The organism is Paenibacillus sp. CR_12, assembly GCF_041953985.1.
Taxonomy (GTDB): domain Bacteria; phylum Bacillota; class Bacilli; order Paenibacillales; family Paenibacillaceae; genus Paenibacillus_AQ; species Paenibacillus_AQ lautus_A.
Genome location: NZ_JAVFHO010000002.1, coordinates 1011003 through 1029136 on the forward strand (window position 1 = coordinate 1011003; position 18134 = coordinate 1029136).

The following is an 18134-nucleotide window of genomic DNA, read 5'->3' on the forward strand; positions in this document are numbered from 1 at the left end:
TAATCCAGCAGCTTGCTCTATACGGATTCGATTCGAAGACCCAGCGCACGATAAGGCGCCGCTTCCTCTTCCGTCAATCTCCGGTCGGTGATGATCAGGTTCACTTCGGCGAGGTCGGCGACCTGCGCAAAAGCCTGCGTGCCGAATTTGCTGGCATCGGCAAGCAGAATGGTCTCATCCGTCATCCCGATCATTTTTTGCTTGATTCTCGCCTGCAGCTCATTGGATTCGCTCAAGCCCCGGTCCATGTGCACGCCCTTGCAGGAGAGGAAGGCTTTATCCACGTAGTAAGCTTCCAGCGAACGCTCCGCCAGCGGACCGACGAAGGACAAGGAACGATGAGCCAGGATCCCGCCCGTCGAGATGACCTGAACGCGCTCCTTGGTGCTCAGCTCAGCGGCCACCTTAATCGAATTCGTCAGCACGGTAATCGGAATGTCCGGTATGATCTTGGCCATGTACCACGCGGTTGAGCTTGCATCCAGCAGGATGCGGTCGTTCGGATGGATTCGCTTGACCGCTTCCTCCGCGATTCGCTGCTTCTCCAGCGCATGCATGATTTCCCGTTCAGCATACGGTATTTCCGGCTGAGACCGCTGAATTTCCGGTTGATCCTTCACGCTAACCGCTCCCCCGTGGGAACGGCGCAGGCGCCCTGCTTGCTCCAGCCTGTCAAGGTCGCGGCGAATCGTTTCCTCCGTTACGCCGCAGAGCTGACTCAGCTCGGAGACTCGAATGCTCCCTCTTTCGTTGACCAACTGTACTATTTTCTCATATCGTTCTGCAACCAGCATCATACCGCCCATCCTTACTGTTCGTATATTCTATCTCTTCCCGGTCCGCTGACCGAACACCCCGTAAGCTTCCTCCCATAAGGGGGCATCCTGCGGCTCGTAGGTCTTGACCGGGAAGGATTCCCTAATGACTGCGCGCGCTTCCCATATATCGGACAGCTCGCCCTGCGCAATGAACTGTACAGCCATATTGCCGATGGCGCTGCCTTCCGCAGGCCCCGCCCATACCGGCTTCCCAATGGCGTTCGCCGTCCACTGGCATAATGTTTCATTATGAATGCCACCGCCTACCATATGCAAGCCCTGAAATTTCCGTCCGGACAATTCCTCGGTCAACTCCAGCACATATCGGTATTGCATGGCCAAGCTTTCCATAATGCAGCGCACAAGCGCGCCCTCATTCTGCGGAACGCCCTGGTTCGTGCGGGCCGCATATTCCCTTACCCGTTTCGGCATGTCTCCCGCAGGGAGGAACATGGAATCGTCCGGATCGATGAAGCAAGCAAATGCCGGTGCCGCTTCCGCCATATGAACCAATTCGGGATACGAATACGACATCCCTTCCCGCCCCCAGGTCCGCTGACATTCCTGCAGGATCCACAGCCCCATGATGTTCTTGAGCAGCCGGTACGTGCCGTATGCGCCTCCTTCATTCGTGAAGTTCAGCTCACGGGCCCTTTCATGAATGACCGGCTGGTCGACCTCGGTCCCCATCAACGACCAGGTGCCGCAGCTCAAATAGGCGAACGACCGCTCCAATGCAGGAACCGCAACCACGGCGGAAGCCGTATCATGCTCTGCAACCGCATAAAGCGGGATGGATGGAAGCCCCAGTTCCTCGGTTACGGCAGGCCTTAACCCCCCGATATGGGTACCGGGTTGAACCACAGGATGAAATAACCCATGAGGGATCTTCATTGATTTCAATAGATGATCATCCCAGCTGGCCGAGTGCGGGTTATACAGCTGCGTCGTGGTCGCATTCGTGAATTCGTTCGCCATCTCGCCCGTCAAGAAGTAGCGCAGCAAATCGGGGATCATTAAGAATCGCTCAGCCTCTTGAAGCAGATAGGGTTTCTTCCGTTGGAGCGAAGCAAGCTGGTACATCGTATTGAACGAGAGAAATTGTATTCCCGTCCGATCAAAAATTTCTCCAGGCGTCAGCTCCCGGAAGACCTGTTCCATCACGCCATCCGTGTGCGTGTCCCGATAATGATACGGATTCATGAGCAGCTCCCCGCCCCGATCCAGGAGACCGAAATCCACCGCCCAGGTATCAATGCCGATGCTCGACGGCAAGCGATGTTTCCCCTTCAGCTTGAGCAAGCCCTGTTTCATCTCATGGTAGATCCGTAAGATATCCCATTGAAAGCGGTCGCCGATTCGAACGGGATCGTTCGGGAACCGATGAATTTCCTCCACGCCGATGGTGCGGCTGTTCAGCTGGCCCAGCATCGCCCTGCCGCTGCTTGCTCCCAAATCAAATGCAAGAACGCTCAACGCTCCCCAGCCTCCTTGTCAGATCATAATCAACGGTTCGGGCATGAACCCGATGACGATTCCATCTCTTCTCATGCTTGCGAACGCTTCAGCAATACGTCCTGTTCATACTGTTTCACTTCGGACAGCCACTCTTCTCTGACCGGCACTCCCAAACGTTCGCAATAGTAATCCCAGACCGCTCCGAACGGATAGGATTTAAACTCTTCGGTCAACGCCAGGCGGGTCGTGTAATCGCCTTCAAGTTCAGCCTGCTTCAGCCGATCGACCGGTTCAAGCTTGGCGCGCAGCAGCGCCTTGATCGTATTGCGGGTTCCGATAACCCACGCAGCGATGCGGTTAATGCTGGCATCGAAGAAATCCAGTCCGATATGGGTAACATCCAGCAGTTGATTGCGCACCAGCTCGCGTCCGATCTCGGTCAGCTCATCGTCCATGATGACGACATGGTCGCTGTCCCAGCGCATCGGCCGGCTGACGTGAAGGAGTAGTCCATCGGTGAAAAGGGCGAGCGACGACAGTTTGCCGGCAATGCTCTCGGTTGGGTGAAAATGACCCGCATCCAGGCAGATCAGCTTGTTGTTCCGAATGCCATACCCCATGTAGAACTCGTGCGAGCCCACAACGTAGGCTTCGGAGCCGAGCCCGAACAGCTTACTCTCGACGGCATCCAAATTCCATTCCGGATTGATATCCTCGGCAAAAATCTCATCCAGCGAATCCTTCAGCCGCTGTCTCGGTGCCATTCGGTCTACCGGCATATCCTTGTAACCGTCCGGAACCCAAATATTCGTCACGCAGGTCTGACCCAGCTGTTCACCGAAATAAGCTCCGATTCTTCGCGAAGTCTTGCAATGTTCAATCCAAAATTGACGAATCGCCGGGTCGGCATGACTCAGCGTAAACCCGTCCTTCGACTTGTCGTGGGAAAAGCAGGTGGGATTAAAATCGAGTCCGATCCCCAGCTCCTTGGCCCAATCCACCCAGGACTGGAAGTGCCTCGGCTCCAGCTGATCCAAATCAACGGACTCGTCGGTATCCGCATAAATCGCGTGGAGATTCACTTTGTGGGATCCGGGAATGAGCGACAACGCTTTTTCCAGGTCGGCCCTCAGCTGGTCCGGCGTTTCGGCTGCCCCGGGATATTCCCCGGTCACGGAGATGCCGCCGGACAGGTCCTGATCACGGAACAGGAATCCGCGAACATCATCTCCCTGCCAGCAATGGATGGAGATTTTGATGCGCTCAAGTTCCGTCAAGATTTGGTCCACATCGATGCCATGCTGCCCATAGAGCTGTTTAGCTTCCTCAAAGTTCCTTGCAACGTCCTGCCTCATCGCATATCCTCCCATATGAATGAGGACAGCCGGGTTGTATCAACCCAGCGCCCCATCTTAATAAGAATTCTTGATTCCTTGCGTTAGGTTGGTTACTCATTCTTTCGATTATCGAGTAAACGCTGCCGGTACTCCCCCGTCAATCGTCAGCATACAGCCGGTCGTCTTCGATGATTTGGACGAAGCAAAGTAAGCAATGCCTTCGGCAATGTCCTGCGGATAGATGTTCACGAGCAGTGTCGTGCGTTTCCGATAGTGCTCTTCCAGCTGATCCGGTTCGATCCCGTAGGCTGCAGCCCGCTCGTTTCTCCAGTTCGAGTTCCAGATCGCAGAGCCTTGCAATATCGCGTCAGGCAGGATCGTATTCACTCGGATGCCGTATTCCCCGCCCTCGGCAGCGATGCAGCGTGCCAAATGCGCCTCGAGCGCTTTGGCTGAGCTGTATGCGGTCACATTTTTTCCGGCATAAACGGAGTTCTTCGATCCGATAAACACCATGCTCCCGCCAATTCCCTGTACCTTCATCAAGGAGAAGGCTTCTCTGGCCACGAGGAAATAACCTGTGCCCAGCACGTTCATGTTCAGGTTCCATTCCTTTAGAGACGTCTCGTCAAACGGGCTGGACGTTGCAAGGCCCGCATTGTTCACGATAATATCGACACCGCCATAAGTTACGGAGGTTTCGCGATAGGCGCGCTGCACGGCCTCTTCGTCGGTTACGTCCATTTTAACAGCAAATGCCCGATTCTCCCCGTACTTTGCATTGATTTCCTCGGCAACCTGCTGCGCGCCTTCGAGATTTAGGTCCGCCAGCACGACATGGGCTCCTTCGGCTACCAGCCTGCGCGCCGCGGCACTGCCGATCCCCCCGGCTCCCCCGGTGATAAAAGCAATCTGCCGCGAAAACTCCGCTTCGGCCGGCGCAAGGCTCAATTTATACAGCTCGAGCGGCCAATACTCCACGTTGTAGGATTCGTTCTCGCTCAGGGATACGAAGTCGCCGAGCGCCGTTGCGCCGCGCATGACCGCGATTGCCCGATGATACAGGGCGCCGCTGACTTGCGACATCGCCCAGCTCTTGCCGGTGTTGATCATTCCGATTCCGGGAATCAGGATGACTCGCGGAGCCGCTTCGAACATGACGTCGCCTTCATGATGGTTGCGTTCAAAATAGGCTTGATACTGCGCTTTGTATGCCGCAATGCCTTCGATGAGCTTTGCTTTAAGGCCTTCGATATCTTCAGCGTTCGGCGTCCAATCGATGAAGAGGGGAACAACCTTGGTATGAACCAGGTGATCCGGACAAGCTGCGCCTACTTGGGACAGCTTCGGCGAATCGATGCCGCCGACGAAGTCCAGCACATCGTCTTGATCATCGAAGGACAGGATCATTTTCTTCGCGTCGCTGACGGCGCCGCGTACGGCAGGCATCACTTCCGCAGCGATGCTCCGGCGGATTTCCGCGGCCAGCGGGGCATGCTTACGGCCGCCGAACAGCTTGTCGTTGTTCACTCGGGCCTCAATGAAGGCTTCCGCTTCACTTATGATGCGAATCGTCTGTGCGTAACAAGCTTCCGAGGTGTCGCCCCAGGTTACAAGGCCGTGCTTCTCCATGAGCACAAGCTCGGCGTTCGGATTAGCCAGCACCCCTTCCGCGATCATCTTCGACAGCGTAAAGCCAGGGCGGACATAAGGAACCCACACGAATCGGTCGCCGAAAATTTCCCGGGCTAATTCTTTGCCGTTATGGGCGCAGCACAAGCTGATAATGGCATCCGGATGCGTATGGTCCACATGCCGAAACGGCAAGAACGCGTGCAGCAGCGTTTCAATAGAAGCGCGCGGGTGCTTCGCATCTACCATGCAATGTCCCAGATATGCCACCATCTCCTCATCCGACATCGAATCTCGTTCGAACAGCGGCCGGATATCCTCCATGCGCAAGCCTGTGAAATTGCCCGCTTTCATGGTGGCCAGATCGGATCCGCTGCCTTTTACGTACATCACCTCGACGTCGTTGCCGCGAAAATCCTGAATCGTTGTTTTACTGGATGTGTTGCCGCCGCCCCAGTTGCATACGCGCCGGTCGGCACCAATCAAATTCGAGCGATAGACAAGCTCATCCAAAGTATTTTGTGCCTGCTGTGCCTTTGATTGTTCCCATAAGCTCTGAACCATGAAGCTTCCCCTCCGATTGACCATATGAATTTGCTTTCATTTGTTTCCCATATTAACACGCCCGTTTATTTTTGAATAGCGTATTTTCAAAAATAAACGAAGATATTGTATTTGTTTGTTTGGTTTTCAATGCAACTCCCGTACAAACAAAAAACAGCTCTTGTCAGAGCTGCTTTACGAACCGAGCTGCTATATTTGATTTATGAATGGTCCGAGCCGGAGCCCGCGGCCGCCATTTGATCCGCTTTCGCAATTCCTTCCAACAATGCATCACGGAATGCAATTTCATCCTCGTTGACGTAACCCGTGAAAACGATTTCCGAGATGTCCTTATGGTTGAAAAAGATGTTGGAATCCGCGGTCAGATTTCCGTGAGGATAGAAGCAGGCAACGTAATCCCAACGCTTTAGCGTCTTGGAATCGTTCTGCATTCGGCCATAGATCATCAGCGTCTGGTCCCAATCCTTGAACTTGACGACAGATCCGATTGGCAGCAGCTTCTGCTCCGTTTGCTCATGCTGTTCCATGTTGATCAACCCTTCATTATTTTTTTACCGATCCAATAGACAATCGACACTACGAGTGGTACGCCAATAAGAAAGGATAGGCAGATGACGGCTTTTTCCGCTGCCGCGTAACTCGTGTCCAGCAGATTGGGAATCACCGTGCCCAGAACGCCGACAATAGCAATAATCACCATTATGTATTTGAACCGTTTTTGTCTGTCGCTCATCGGCTGTGAGCCCCCTTCTATTTTACCGTAATCGCTCCGCCGACTCCGACGAGGCTTGCTCCCGGTCCCAACGGGATGTGGAACTTCAATCCGCTCTTGCCCACCTCCGCGGATGCGCCGAGTACGCCCAGCGAAGCGGAACCTCCGATGTGCAGCTCTTTATCCGTCCAAGGAAGCGGAATATTCACGCCGCCCTCATATTTGTTTAATGTAGCCTCAGCTCCGACGCTAAGCGTACCGTCCTTGACCGCCGCCTCGACTTCGGCCTTCACCAGGCTAACCGATCCTTCGACATGATCATTCGCATAGCCTGCTTCAACAACAGCCCCGCTGGCATGCGCTCCTTCGGATAAGCTTGCTCCCGCGCTGCCTGTTATTGCTTTGGCATAAAGTCCATTCTCTTCGTGCTTGATTACGCTGCCTTCCACTTCTACTCCTTTGAGCGCTGCGTCCAGCGGGTTGCTTGAGGATTTAGCAGCTACGCCGGAAGTCTTGGATGCAGCGCCTGCCGCCGCAGCGATTCCCGCTCCGGTTGCCGCCCCGGCCATAATGCCCGCGCCTGCTACGGCTCCTCCAGCTGCAGCACCGTTCACCATTTCATCCGTGGAACGGAATTTGACGGATATTTGCTTCAGCTCGGCGGATATCGTTTGCAAGCAGTCCACAAACTTGAGCATCGTCGTCCTGGCCTGCTGATAATCCCCGTAAAACCGCTCGCGGGTCATCCCTTCCCACTGACCTTCCATTTCGTGAATGCTTTGCTGGAGCCGCTGCACCAAATCGCCGCTAAGTTGCCCTGATTGGGCAAATTGGGCGGATACCTGCTCCAGCTGCTCGGGTGTAACTAATATTCGATTGGACATAAATACGGACGCCCCTTCTGTCTCGCCGCCCTGCTTCTTCAGGCAGTCTACCAACAAATTTCAATTCCATAAACTATTAAACCGATCTACCAAGAAATAACCACATTTTTCAATTTTAGTAGGTATACAGGAAAGGAACAATCAAGCGAAGGATTCATTTTCATCAGGTCCCGATCTAGTAAAAAAGCACTGGCCTCCTCATTCCCCATGCGGATGAACAGCCATCTCATCCCCGGCTTAAGCCCAGCCATGAAATCATCCCGGGGTACGGTGCCCATTACATCCCCAGCCCGTTAAAGCAGCTCCCGTTCTCTTGTACATTAGAAACAATTCATCTTTCCGAAAGAGGGTATTCATTATGAACCAACTTGCACGTGAAGCGGCCAGCGGGGCATACCGGCTGTATAAACAGGAGACATGGCTCATGCTGACGGGTCTGCTCGGCTTTTTGCTGGCCGGAATTTGCGGGGTATGGGTGCTGCTCCATGGCGGACCTGTCTCACCGGACGGAGATGTCTCCAAAGCCTTTTCCTTCAACGCGGCCCTGGGAATATTCATCCTATCAACCGCAAGCATTCTACCGGTTTCCGGCATGCGGCCACGAAGCCAATCGATCTACCGCTGCTGTTACATCCCCCTAGTGTTGTTCTCCTACTTCGCCGAGACCGTACAACATTTCCGCGGCGTCGATCCGAGGTTCGTTCGGAACGGTTCATCCTTCGATCATGTCATCTCCACGATTTTTCCTGCCGTTGCGCTTCTGCTCATCGTGTTCTACCTGATCCTGGGGGCTCAATATTTCCGCAAGCGTGTAATAGAGGCCCATCCGGAGCTTGGTCTCGGCATCCGTTATGCCATGATCGCGGTGCTGGTATCTTTTGCGGCAGGCATCTGGATTTCCATCAACGCGGGTCGTTTCACCGGGATCGGCGGCAATATCATTTGGCTGCACGGACTCGGATTTCATGCACTGCAGGCCATTCCTTTGGTGGCCTGGCTGTCCATGAGAAAATCCGTCAATGCTGCCGTTAAACCGATCATCATCCATATCAGCGGTCTCGCCTATTTATTCGGACTGATCGCCATCGGATGGCAGACGCTTCTCGGTTACTCCGTGGCGGAATGGTCCTTGCTGCCGATTCTGGCGGGCAGCTGTTTTCTCGTTGCCTTTACCCCTGTGATATGGCTGATCAGTCAATCCGATGCATCCGCCGAACCTTTCAACCGTACCCGATCCACGCGAAATTTATAAAATGGACATAGAAAAAGAGACAGTATGGGGCACCTTCCCCAACTGTCTCAGCGAACACTGCTGGCCTTGATCCATATCCTGATGTGGGTTTAGATAAATAAAAACGGAATGAGGAACAACAAGGCAATGGCTTCCCAAGCAAGCACATTGCCTGCGAAACCGTAGCCTCCATATGGTCCAAAACCGCCGTAGCCGTACGGTCCAAATGCGGAGGTTTGTGCACCGCCTTTGGTCGACTTCGAAGATTTTCTGCCCTTTTTCCCTTTGGCGGACAATATATATGCGGATGGGTTCGCAAATTCGAGTTCAAGACCGCGATCATGTACACCGCGAATCGTCCCCACGACTTCCCTCCCATCATGCATGACAGCGCAAACGGTTTTGCCGACGTAACCTTTGCATCCTTCTGCCGAAATTGGTATTGGCTGCAATCCTTCTCCCCCTCCCAAGCGTTTGTGTATTATATTCCTTCTGGGGAGAAGGCGGCAGAGATAGAAGTCCATGCAACCAAAATTCCGCCATTAACCTTACTTAATCGCTAGCCTTGCGGTAAGCTCTAGCCATGATATCTTCGTCGATCGCGCCTTGAAACCGTTCCGATACGATGCCGCCAGGCGATATGACGTAGGTGGTCGGATAAGCCACCACCTCGTACCGCCCGGTGTTCTCACCATGCTGGTCGTACAGGACGGGAAAGGTGATGCCGTTCTTCTCAACAAAAGACTGTACCTCGCTCATGCTTTTTTCCAGATGGGTCATATTGACGGCCAGTATGATAACATCCTCATCCTGATGTTTCTCGTAAAAATCCTGCATATAAGGCATTTCGACCTTGCAAGGGGGACACCAGGAGGCCCAAAAATTAAGGAGAACGGTTTGCCCGCGATAATCGGACAGCTTGATCTCCCGGCCTTCTGAATCGGTCAGCGTGAAATCCGGCGCGCGAAGCCCAGGCTTCAAACCTTCCGCTGCGATTTCCTGGCTTCCCTCTTGATGCGGCGGTGCGGCTGCTTCCCGCTCGCTGGCCGTGTTCGAAGCGAAGTCATAAATGACCCACCCGAAGAGAGCTGCCATCACGACCAGGACCGCCCTGTTTTTTCCTAATCCCAGCGTAAGGAATTGCGGCAGCGGTGCCTGGAAGCGAAGCCAGCTGACCGTCAGCAAGACGCCGAACAGCAGAGCATAGAATAGAGAAAGCGTCACACTCGCACCATCCGCCCACAGCCACTGAAAGAGATACCCTGCCGTTCCGCTTGCAAAGGCCGATAACAGCGCCGATTTCAGCAGCAGGCCAGACTCCCCCCTCTTCCTGTTCCAGCGAAGTGCAGCGTAGACGGTAGCGAGAACAATCCCCAGCCATATGCCCCTGACTCCCCCCGTCATGTAGATCAACGAGGTCGGATGCTGGAGGGTGCGGATCGGATCGAACACCAGCATCCCGAACTTCCATGAGAGAAAACCTATGATGATGACGGATAAATAGGTGTCCAGGATCCATTCCCGCTGCGGCATCTGGCGCAAACGAATGCGAAGCGCGGCGAACCCGGCCGCGGCGCAGATCAGAAATATCACAATATCGGCTCGGATCATCAACGGACCTATCGGAATAATACTCAAATGCGAACCTCCTATAATGCGGCAAAATCAAAAATAGAGTTACCCGCCGGGGTATATCTCCATCATAGTGGATTCTCTCATTAATGTAAAACCAAGCGAAGACCTTCAGGAAGATGAGCGGATTTGGTCAAGGGAACTCCAAAGCAGTGCCAATTCGGCATTTCTTTTTCCCCCGATGACAATCTCTTTTTGCTTCAGCTCTTGAGCGCCCATATGTCTATAAAACTGCTCGGCTTTATTGCCTACCAGCACCCAAACCGACAACGAACGATATCCTCTCGTTTGCAGAAATTCCTTCAACCTGGCAAATAGCCGTTTTCCCCATCCCTGCCCTTGAATTTCTTCCAAGAGATAGATAGCGTAGAGTTCTCCTTCATGGGAGATCTTCTGCTCTCGCTCCGTCCCGTACGACATAAACCCGTAAACCTTGCCATGTTCGTCTGAAATAACCAGTAGCTGTTCGTCTTCGGGCATATTGGCAAGCTTCCTGCGCCAACCTTCTACGCGGTCCGCAACGGAAAGCTTTTGCAAAAAATCATTATCGACGATCCCCCTGTACGTCGTTTTCCAGCTGTTTACATGTACGCTAGCAATGCCTTCGGCATCTTGCTCGTTTGCAATTCGAATCTGCATGGTCTTCCACTTCCTCCTGTTCCTCTCTTGATCTCTTGGTATTCGCGGAGAGGCTCGAAGATCCTTTTTTTATCATTGATTGCTTCATCCCTGATGACGCTAAGCCCACAACTAGCATAAATAAAATGTATCGGATACCACATGGCGCTCGGATGCCCATGAAAGGAGGGCCTGTACATGAATAAAGCAATGATACGGCTTGAAGATATCGGCCCTGGCGGATGGTACGGGACGGAAGAACAACAAGCGAAGCTGCTTGTCATCGCAAGATTCCTGCACCAGCTGCATATCCCCTTTCATCTGGCCGTTATTCCCCGATACGTTGATCCGGCGCAACATACGGACCGTTCGATAGCCGACCTGCAGGATGAAGCTTCCCTTCGGTTTGTGCGGCTGCTCCGCACGATGGCAGCGCTCGGCGCCTCGCTTGGCATTCACGGCTATACGCATCAGTACGGGAGATCGGCAAGCGGCGACGGATTCGAATTTGCATATTCGGAATGCGCCGCCGATTGTCCGCCGGATGATCTCCCCGAGGCTGTGGCTTCGCTCCTGCAGCTGCAGCAATCCTATGCCTATCGGCGGGTTCAGCTGGGGCATCAAGCGTTCCAAACGGCGGGCTTTGCCGCGGCCTGGTTCGAGACGCCGCATTATGCCGCATCGCCGGTTCAGCGGCAGATCATCGAGATCTGCAACGGGGTCCTGTACGAATCTCCGCCGGACGAACCGAATGCGAAGACAGCCGTGCTCCGGCACAACCCGGACGATCCGTTGACGAACGGAACCATCTATGTACCCACGCCGCTTTATTATGTTTCAGGCCATAACATCGAAGCCGAAGTTGCTCGCATGGAACAGACTTTAAAGGATTTCACGGGTGAACGCGAACTGGCCTCGTTCTTTTACCACCCTTATCTTGAATTTCCTTATATCCGATTCCTTGATGACGGCACCGTGCATTATGACGAACACTCGCCGCTCAGAAGGATTCTTCGGTTCTTCGAGAGGGAGCGCAAATCGTTCGTATCCTTAACCTCCGTTCTCCCCTTTATACCGGATTTCAGGGAAACCCGGCTGTCGGACAGGTTGAGCATGAAGCGTCCCAAGTTTCTGCATGCCAAAAGAAACAAGCTCCCGAACCGATGGATCATTCGGGACGAGGCCAGCAACATTTGGTACGCTATGGATATTGGGATCCGGTCTCCCCTTAGAATCCATAATGGCATACATTCGATACGTCCGCTATTGGCCGACTGGCCGCCAACCCCTAGCGGCACCGCAATGACAGGCGATTTCGACGGCGACGGCTTCATCGACGCGGCAGTATGGCATGCAGAGCTTGGGATATGCCATGTTGCCTTGGGCGCCGGCAGCAGCCGTTTGGCACCTGACGGGATTTGGCTGTCCGAGCGCGGAGCCCTGAATTGGAAATCCTTAACGGGAGATTTTAACGGGGACGGCAGAGATGATTTATTTCTATGGGATGACGTCACCGGTAAAGCCGCCATCGCTTACAGTTCCGGGGGGAGCTTTTCTCCTCCCCTTATTCAGCATGAGGTTTCCTTACAGAGCAATGATATGATACCGTGCATCGGAGATGTAAATGGCGATGGCCTGGATGATCTGGTGGTGTGGAACTCCGCCTCCGGAGCATGTCAGGTCTGGCTAAGCAGCGGTACACGGCTTCGGATTGCCGGCGTTTGGTATTCCGCCGAGGATCCCTTGGGTTCGCCCCTGTCCGTGGTGTTAGGGGATGTCGATGGAGACGGGCTGGAAGATTTGGTTCTCGTTCAACCTGCTTCAGGGAAGTGGTTCATCCTGTACAGCTCGGGAACGGCCTTCGGGTGGCAGGAAGAATGTTTTGGACCATGGGCTGCCGGTGAACAGACGACGCCTTTCCTTGCTGATCTATCGGGCAACAGCCGCGTCAGTCTGCTGGCATGGTCACCGAATCGGCACGGCGGAACCCTGGACGCCGCCATCAATGCGAGGGACCGGACAATGGGATAAGGACATGTTATACTTCTATTCAAACCTATGCGGTGTGTTCCGTTAAGTTATTATTTCAATCCTTATTCCTATGTTTGGAGGAAAAAATCATGGCACCCCCCAATGCAGCCGGTTCATCGGCACCGTTCAAAATCGTGAAACCCAAGCTCCCCAAGCAGCTTGAGCCTGTGATCCTGTCCGACGCCGGTGTTGACGACGAATCCTCATTCGTTCAATCCGCTTGTCAGGACGAGACGCTTGTCTATGTTACGGCCAACAAGGTTCAGTTCGACCAAATGATCTTCGATAACGTGACGTTCCAGCACGTCACGCTCCATCATGCCGAACTGACGGACCTCGTGTTCAACCACTGCGACTTGTCCAATGTTGATCTCAGCGAGGCCATCATGTATCGGGTACAATTTAATCATTGCAAAATATTGGGGCTCGACCTGACGGCCGCCACCATCCGTAATGTCGTATTCGACCATTGTACGGGCGACTATGCCACGTTCCGGTTTGCCAACATGAAGCAGGTATCCTTCCAATCGACATCGCTCGTCAAATCGGATTTTTATCATTCCGAGTTAAGCAAGGTAGAGTTTATGGACTGCCAGATCGATCAATCGCAGTTCTCCGGCACGAAGCTTGCGGGAATCGATCTAAGCCGAACGGACTTCCACCATATCGGCGCGACGCTGGAAGATCTTCAAGGATGCATTATATCGCCGCATCAAGCCATTCCGCTAACGAAAATATTCGGTCTTGTCGTAAAAGAATAACCTCTTGTCGCTCCATTCCAGTACGGAATAGACAGGTTAGCCAGTGCAATATAGAGTTCCCGACACAGTGTAAAGCGGCTTACCCCGGGTCCAGTTGACCTTTGGGGTAAGCCGCTTTTAACATGTGACGCAATATTATTGATCCAGGGTGTACTTCGGCAAATCAAGCGGAAGCGGTGCCGGGATGTCGCAGGTGCTGGACATCTCATACCGTTTGCCGTCATCGGAAGCATCATGGAACCCCCACATGGCTTCAAGCACATGATAGGCAAGCTCGCCGCTCGCTCGATGAGCTCTTCCGCTCCGGATGGCGTAGGCCATATCCGCAGGGCCGATCCCCCTCGTATTCTCGTTATACCCCGGAAGCAGCGGTTCTTCCGTCCACTCGGTTTCACCGGTCAATCGGTATTTTACCGGCCCGCCGAAGGTGTTGGGATCCGGAACGAGAAGCGTACCCTTGGTGCCGTAAATCTCAATATTAGGAAGCGTGCTGCCTCCAAAAACATCGAAACTCGTAATCAGCGTGCCGATGGCTCCATTCTGAAAATCGATAAGTCCGGCTACATGCGTAGGAATGTCTACCTTAATCTTCTGCCCTTGCTTCTTCTCGCTGGTAATGGTCCGCTCCGCAAGCGCAGCGCCGGTCATTCCGCTAATACCGCGGATCGGTCCCAGCAATTGGACCAGTGCCGTCAGATAGTAAGGCCCCATGTCGAACATCGGACCGCCGCCGGCGGCATAATAAAATTCCGGATCCGGATGCCAATGCTCATGTCCGCGGCTCATCATGAATGCGGTAGCTGCGATCGGCTTGCCGATACGTCCATCCTCAATCAGCTTCAGGGCCGTTTGGATACCGGCTCCAAGGAATGTCTCGGGGGCGCATCCTACCAGCAGCCCTTTGGCTGCTGCCATGTCCAACACCGCTCTGCCCTCTTCCCGGGTTACGCCCAGCGGCTTCTCGACGTACACATGCTTGCCGGCTTCCAATGCATCCAGCATTATTTGCGCATGAAGGGCAGGAATCGTCAGATTAATGACCAGCTCAATTTCCGGGTCCGCGAGCAGCTCCTCGGTGGTATAAACATTCGGGATATTATATTTGGCGGCCTGTTCCTCGGCACGGGCTCGATCGATATCCGCACAGGCCGTCAGCTCGAGGATGTCGAACTTATGGCAGTTTTCCATATAAATGCCGCTGATTTTACCGCAGCCGATAATGCCTACCTTTACCTTCTTCATGATCCCAGTCTCCTTCTGCCTTTATTGGCTATCTCCCATGCCTGTGTAGCCCTGACCTTCGGTAAAGAAACTCATGTCCGAGCCGGCATACAATGACTTGCCCTCGGCGGCCCACAGCAGTCCTCTCCGCATCATTTCCTTCACCTGCGGCATGTCGACGATATCTGCATGATGACCTAGCGAATTGTAATACACCCGTCCGTATCCCCAGCGCTTCGTCCACGCCACCGGCATGTCAACCGCTTTGTTCAGCAGATGCGGTCCTGCCGCAACCGGAAAACGGGTGGTGGCCAGCACTTCGACGGCCGGATCCACATGCAGATAATACTGCTCGGATGCCACGGTGAAATCCTGCAGCCCTTCCACAAGCGGACTGGAGCTGGATTTGATCTCGACCCGGTACTCCACTCCGTCGTTTCCCGGATGCGCAACCCAGTTTCCTCCCGTCATGAACTGCCAGTCCACATTATTGCGAAAAGAATCGCACATCCCGCCATGGCAGCCGGCCAAGCCGGTTCCCTTCTGCACGGCAAGCGATACGTTCTCCACTTGCTGCTTCGATATTTCGCCCATCGTCCATACCGGCACGATCAGATCCAAAGCCTGCAGCTTCTCCGCATCGTTAAATGCATCCAGCGTGTCGGATACTTCCACTTCATAGTGCTCACCCCGAAGCAATTCCGCGAAAATGCCGGCAACCTGCTCCGGTTCGTGTCCGTCCCAGCCGCCCCATACGATTAAAGCCTTTTTCATGCGTAGCACTCCTTTTTTATGTGTCCGGCCAAGCCCTGGCCGAATGATTATGATTACATTTCAGACAGCTGCACCCAGCGTCGTTCTTCGATCGATTTATCCACGGCTTCCAGGACGGCTTGGCATTTTACGCCGTCCGCGAAATTAGGCACCGGCTGCCGTCCCTCCGAAATCGCGTTCGACAACTCAAGAAATTCATGCGTAAAGGTGTGTTCGAAGCCGATCGTATGCCCCGGCGGCCACCATGCTTCCATATAATCGTGTACGGGATCGGTAGCCAGTACCCGGCGGAAGCCCTGAACGTCCTCATCGTCGGTCGTGAAGTAAACCTCCAGTTCGTTCATCCGTTCAAAATCAAATTTCACGCTGCCCAAGCTGCCGTTGATCTCGAAGGAATTGGTGCTGCGATGTCCCGCGGCAAACCGCGTTGCCTCGAAGCTGCCCAGCGCCCCATTCTCGAAGCGTGTCATGAATAACGTAGCGTCGTCTACCGTAACTTGGCCCATGGGGCCGCCTTCGCTTCCTTTTGCGCTTAATCCTGTCATCTCGCTGGCAATGGGACGCTCCTTGATGAAGGTCTCGCTCATCCCGATTACTTCCTGCATATCCCCGACCAGATAATGCGCGAGGTCGATCAGGTGAGCGCCCAGATCCCCATGCGATCCGGAGCCGGCCACTTCCTTCTGCAACCGCCATACCAGCGGGAACTGCGGGTCCATGATCCAGTCCTGCAGAAACCAGGCACGAAAGTGATAGATCTGGCCCAATCTGCCGCTATCAATCAATTTCTTGGCCAGTCTTACGGCCGGAGAAAATCTGTAGTTAAACCCGACCATATGGGTGACTCCCGCATCTTCCGCCGCCCGCAGCATCTCTCTGGCGTCGGCCAAGGTCAGCGCGAGCGGCTTCTCGCAGAAAATATGCTTGCCGGCCTTCGCCGCGGCCAACGCAATTTCCTTATGGGCGTCGCTTGGAGCATTGATATCGACCAGATCGATATCCTCCCGATTCACGAGCTGCTTCCAATCGGTAACGCTTTCACGCCAGCCCAGCTGATCCGCCGCTTCTTGCACGGCCGACGCATTGCGGCCGCAGATTGCCACCATTTCAGGCTTCAGCGCCTTCGGAAAAAACATCGGAAGGCTTCGATATGCGTTGCTGTGGGCTTTGCCCATGAATTTATATCCGATCATGCCGACACGTAATTGTTTCATCTTTCATTCCTCCTTGAATAAGGGTTCATTGATTTTGATGAAGCGAAGATGCGCGGACCACCAGGCGAGTAGGCAGCTGCCGATGCAGCGCGGCGTTCGATCCGCTGCCGTCCGGCGAATCGGAGTCGTCCAGCAGGCGAAGCACATGCTCCGCGGCAAGATATCCCAGTTCATAGAAAGGAACTCTTACGCTGGTGAGCGGCGGGGTGCAGAGCTCTGCAGCCTCCGAGTCGTCATAACCGACAAAGGCAGGCATTCGATCCTCTGCAATACCTAACGCGCGCAGGCCCTGCTGTAATCCGATCGCCATGCGGTCATTGGCCGCAAACACCGCTTCGATCCGGTCCAGCTTCCCGGCGATTAGCTCGGCTGCGGCATAACCGCTCTTGCGGCTGAAGTTGCCCTCAAACAGCAAGGATTCATCCGGCTTGATTCCCGCTTCGTCCAGCGCCCGGGTGTACCCCTTCAGCCGGTCGCGACTGTTGGAATACTGGGGCGGGCCATTAAGAAAAGCAATTTGCCGGAATCCCTGCCCGATCAAGTGATGAACGGCTTGATAGCTGCCTTCCACATGATCGGCATCCATGACGTGAAACGCCTCGCCGTCAAAGTATTGATTAATAAGGCAGTAAGGGCGATCCGCTTCACTCAGCTGTTTGATGGCTGCGCGCTCGCCTTCATCGTCCCGGGCGCCGAGAATGATGCAGGCATCCACCTTCTGGGTACGAAACAGGTTCAAGTAATCCATCGAACCGCCGGGTTCACGGAACAGCATCAGCAGGTCATGCTTGCTCTCCAGCGCCTTACTGCCGATGCCGCTTAGGATCTCCGAAAAATAATAGGCGGAGAATATGCGAGCTTTCGGCAGGTAAGGCATAACGACGCCAAGATTACCGCTCCTGCGCCGCGCAAAACTGCGGGCTAGCGCGCTTGGGGTATATCCAAGCCGATCCGCCGCTTCCAGCACGCGCTGCTTGGTCTCCTCCTTGATCGGCCCGACACCATTCAGGACGCGGGATACCGTTGCTTCCGAAACGCCGGCAAGCTGTGCTACCTCTTTACGACTAGCGATAATCATCAAGCCTCCTGCAATTTATGTACGCGCGTACATTTTCTCATGGAGCATGGCTGTTGTCAACCGCTTTCCCATCCTTCATCCTATTCTTTTTGAAACCAACATATTGTTCTTGCACCGTCTTATCGGATGTGCAATAATCATCCCCATAGACTTATTAAACACGTTTAAA

The 18134-nt window shown here is 54.0% G+C and carries 17 protein-coding genes; 3 read left to right on the forward strand and 14 right to left on the reverse strand.

Features of this window, described 5'->3' with window-relative positions; translation table 11 throughout:
* Positions 1 to 17: 17 nt before the first annotated feature.
* The 7 genes from RB297_RS08265 to RB297_RS08295 all read right to left on the reverse strand — a co-directional run bounded on the left by RB297_RS08265 (position 18) and on the right by RB297_RS08295 (position 7405).
* Positions 18 to 794, reverse strand: a complete 777-nt coding sequence (locus RB297_RS08265; protein WP_096774604.1) for a DeoR/GlpR family DNA-binding transcription regulator — start codon at positions 792 to 794, stop codon at positions 18 to 20.
* 30 nt (positions 795 to 824) lie between these two features.
* Entirely contained in the window at positions 825 to 2294 is a 1470-nt protein-coding gene (locus RB297_RS08270; RefSeq protein ID WP_213579112.1) for a rhamnulokinase, read from the reverse strand.
* A 71-nt stretch (positions 2295 to 2365) separates the two neighbouring features.
* The gene (rhaA, locus tag RB297_RS08275) at positions 2366 to 3631 is read right to left on the reverse strand and encodes an L-rhamnose isomerase (RefSeq protein ID WP_375120231.1); all 1266 of its coding nucleotides are present in this window, start codon (positions 3629 to 3631) and stop codon (positions 2366 to 2368) included.
* Between the two features lie 108 nt (positions 3632 to 3739).
* Positions 3740 to 5809 (reverse strand): bifunctional rhamnulose-1-phosphate aldolase/short-chain dehydrogenase, encoded by a 2070-nt coding sequence (locus RB297_RS08280; protein ID WP_015736144.1) that lies wholly within the window; start codon positions 5807 to 5809, stop codon positions 3740 to 3742.
* 200 nt (positions 5810 to 6009) lie between these two features.
* Positions 6010 to 6336, reverse strand: a complete 327-nt coding sequence (locus RB297_RS08285) for a DUF4176 domain-containing protein (RefSeq protein WP_192571381.1) — start codon at positions 6334 to 6336, stop codon at positions 6010 to 6012.
* A 5-nt stretch (positions 6337 to 6341) separates the two neighbouring features.
* Positions 6342 to 6542 carry a hypothetical protein gene (locus tag RB297_RS08290; protein WP_009593141.1) on the reverse strand — a complete coding sequence of 67 codons (201 nt, stop codon included), beginning with the start codon at positions 6540 to 6542 and terminating at the stop codon, positions 6342 to 6344.
* A gap of 17 nt (positions 6543 to 6559) precedes the next feature.
* On the reverse strand, positions 6560 to 7405 hold the full coding sequence (locus tag RB297_RS08295) for a WXG100 family type VII secretion target (protein WP_375120232.1): 846 nt from the start codon (positions 7403 to 7405) through the stop codon (positions 6560 to 6562).
* Positions 7406 to 7763: 358 nt separating this feature from the next.
* Between RB297_RS08295 and RB297_RS08300 the strand changes: the two genes are divergently transcribed.
* A complete protein-coding gene (locus RB297_RS08300; protein WP_096774371.1) occupies positions 7764 to 8657 on the forward strand; it encodes a hypothetical protein in 894 nt (297 codons plus the stop codon).
* A gap of 89 nt (positions 8658 to 8746) precedes the next feature.
* On the opposite strand, the gene RB297_RS08305 is transcribed toward RB297_RS08300, so the two are convergent.
* The 3 genes from RB297_RS08305 to RB297_RS08315 form a co-directional block, all read right to left on the reverse strand.
* Positions 8747 to 9088: a hypothetical protein gene (locus RB297_RS08305; RefSeq protein ID WP_009593131.1), complete on the reverse strand. Its 342-nt coding sequence runs from the start codon at positions 9086 to 9088 to the stop codon at positions 8747 to 8749.
* A 100-nt stretch (positions 9089 to 9188) separates the two neighbouring features.
* Complete coding sequence (locus tag RB297_RS08310) at positions 9189 to 10274, reverse strand: redoxin domain-containing protein (RefSeq protein WP_375120233.1); 1086 nt, start codon at positions 10272 to 10274, stop codon at positions 9189 to 9191.
* Between the two features lie 105 nt (positions 10275 to 10379).
* Complete coding sequence (locus RB297_RS08315) at positions 10380 to 10907, reverse strand: GNAT family N-acetyltransferase (RefSeq protein WP_375120234.1); 528 nt, start codon at positions 10905 to 10907, stop codon at positions 10380 to 10382.
* A 177-nt stretch (positions 10908 to 11084) separates the two neighbouring features.
* Between RB297_RS08315 and RB297_RS08320 the strand changes: the two genes are divergently transcribed.
* Together RB297_RS08320 and RB297_RS08325 are read left to right on the forward strand one after the other, a co-directional pair.
* Positions 11085 to 12917: a DUF2334 domain-containing protein gene (locus RB297_RS08320; protein WP_375120235.1), complete on the forward strand. Its 1833-nt coding sequence runs from the start codon at positions 11085 to 11087 to the stop codon at positions 12915 to 12917.
* An 89-nt stretch (positions 12918 to 13006) separates the two neighbouring features.
* Positions 13007 to 13678: a pentapeptide repeat-containing protein gene (locus RB297_RS08325; protein ID WP_375120236.1), complete on the forward strand. Its 672-nt coding sequence runs from the start codon at positions 13007 to 13009 to the stop codon at positions 13676 to 13678.
* Between the two features lie 135 nt (positions 13679 to 13813).
* On the opposite strand, the gene RB297_RS08330 is transcribed toward RB297_RS08325, so the two are convergent.
* The 4 genes from RB297_RS08330 to RB297_RS08345 are packed head-to-tail and all read right to left on the reverse strand — an operon-like array spanning position 13814 to position 17965.
* Entirely contained in the window at positions 13814 to 14920 is a 1107-nt protein-coding gene (locus RB297_RS08330; protein ID WP_015736153.1) for a Gfo/Idh/MocA family protein, read from the reverse strand.
* Positions 14921 to 14941: 21 nt separating this feature from the next.
* On the reverse strand, positions 14942 to 15673 hold the full coding sequence (locus tag RB297_RS08335; protein ID WP_375120237.1) for a ThuA domain-containing protein: 732 nt from the start codon (positions 15671 to 15673) through the stop codon (positions 14942 to 14944).
* Between the two features lie 53 nt (positions 15674 to 15726).
* Positions 15727 to 16887: a Gfo/Idh/MocA family protein gene (locus RB297_RS08340; RefSeq protein WP_192571374.1), complete on the reverse strand. Its 1161-nt coding sequence runs from the start codon at positions 16885 to 16887 to the stop codon at positions 15727 to 15729.
* Between the two features lie 25 nt (positions 16888 to 16912).
* A complete protein-coding gene (locus RB297_RS08345) occupies positions 16913 to 17965 on the reverse strand; it encodes a LacI family DNA-binding transcriptional regulator (RefSeq protein WP_192571373.1) in 1053 nt (350 codons plus the stop codon).
* Between the last annotated feature and the right edge of the window lie 169 nt (positions 17966 to 18134).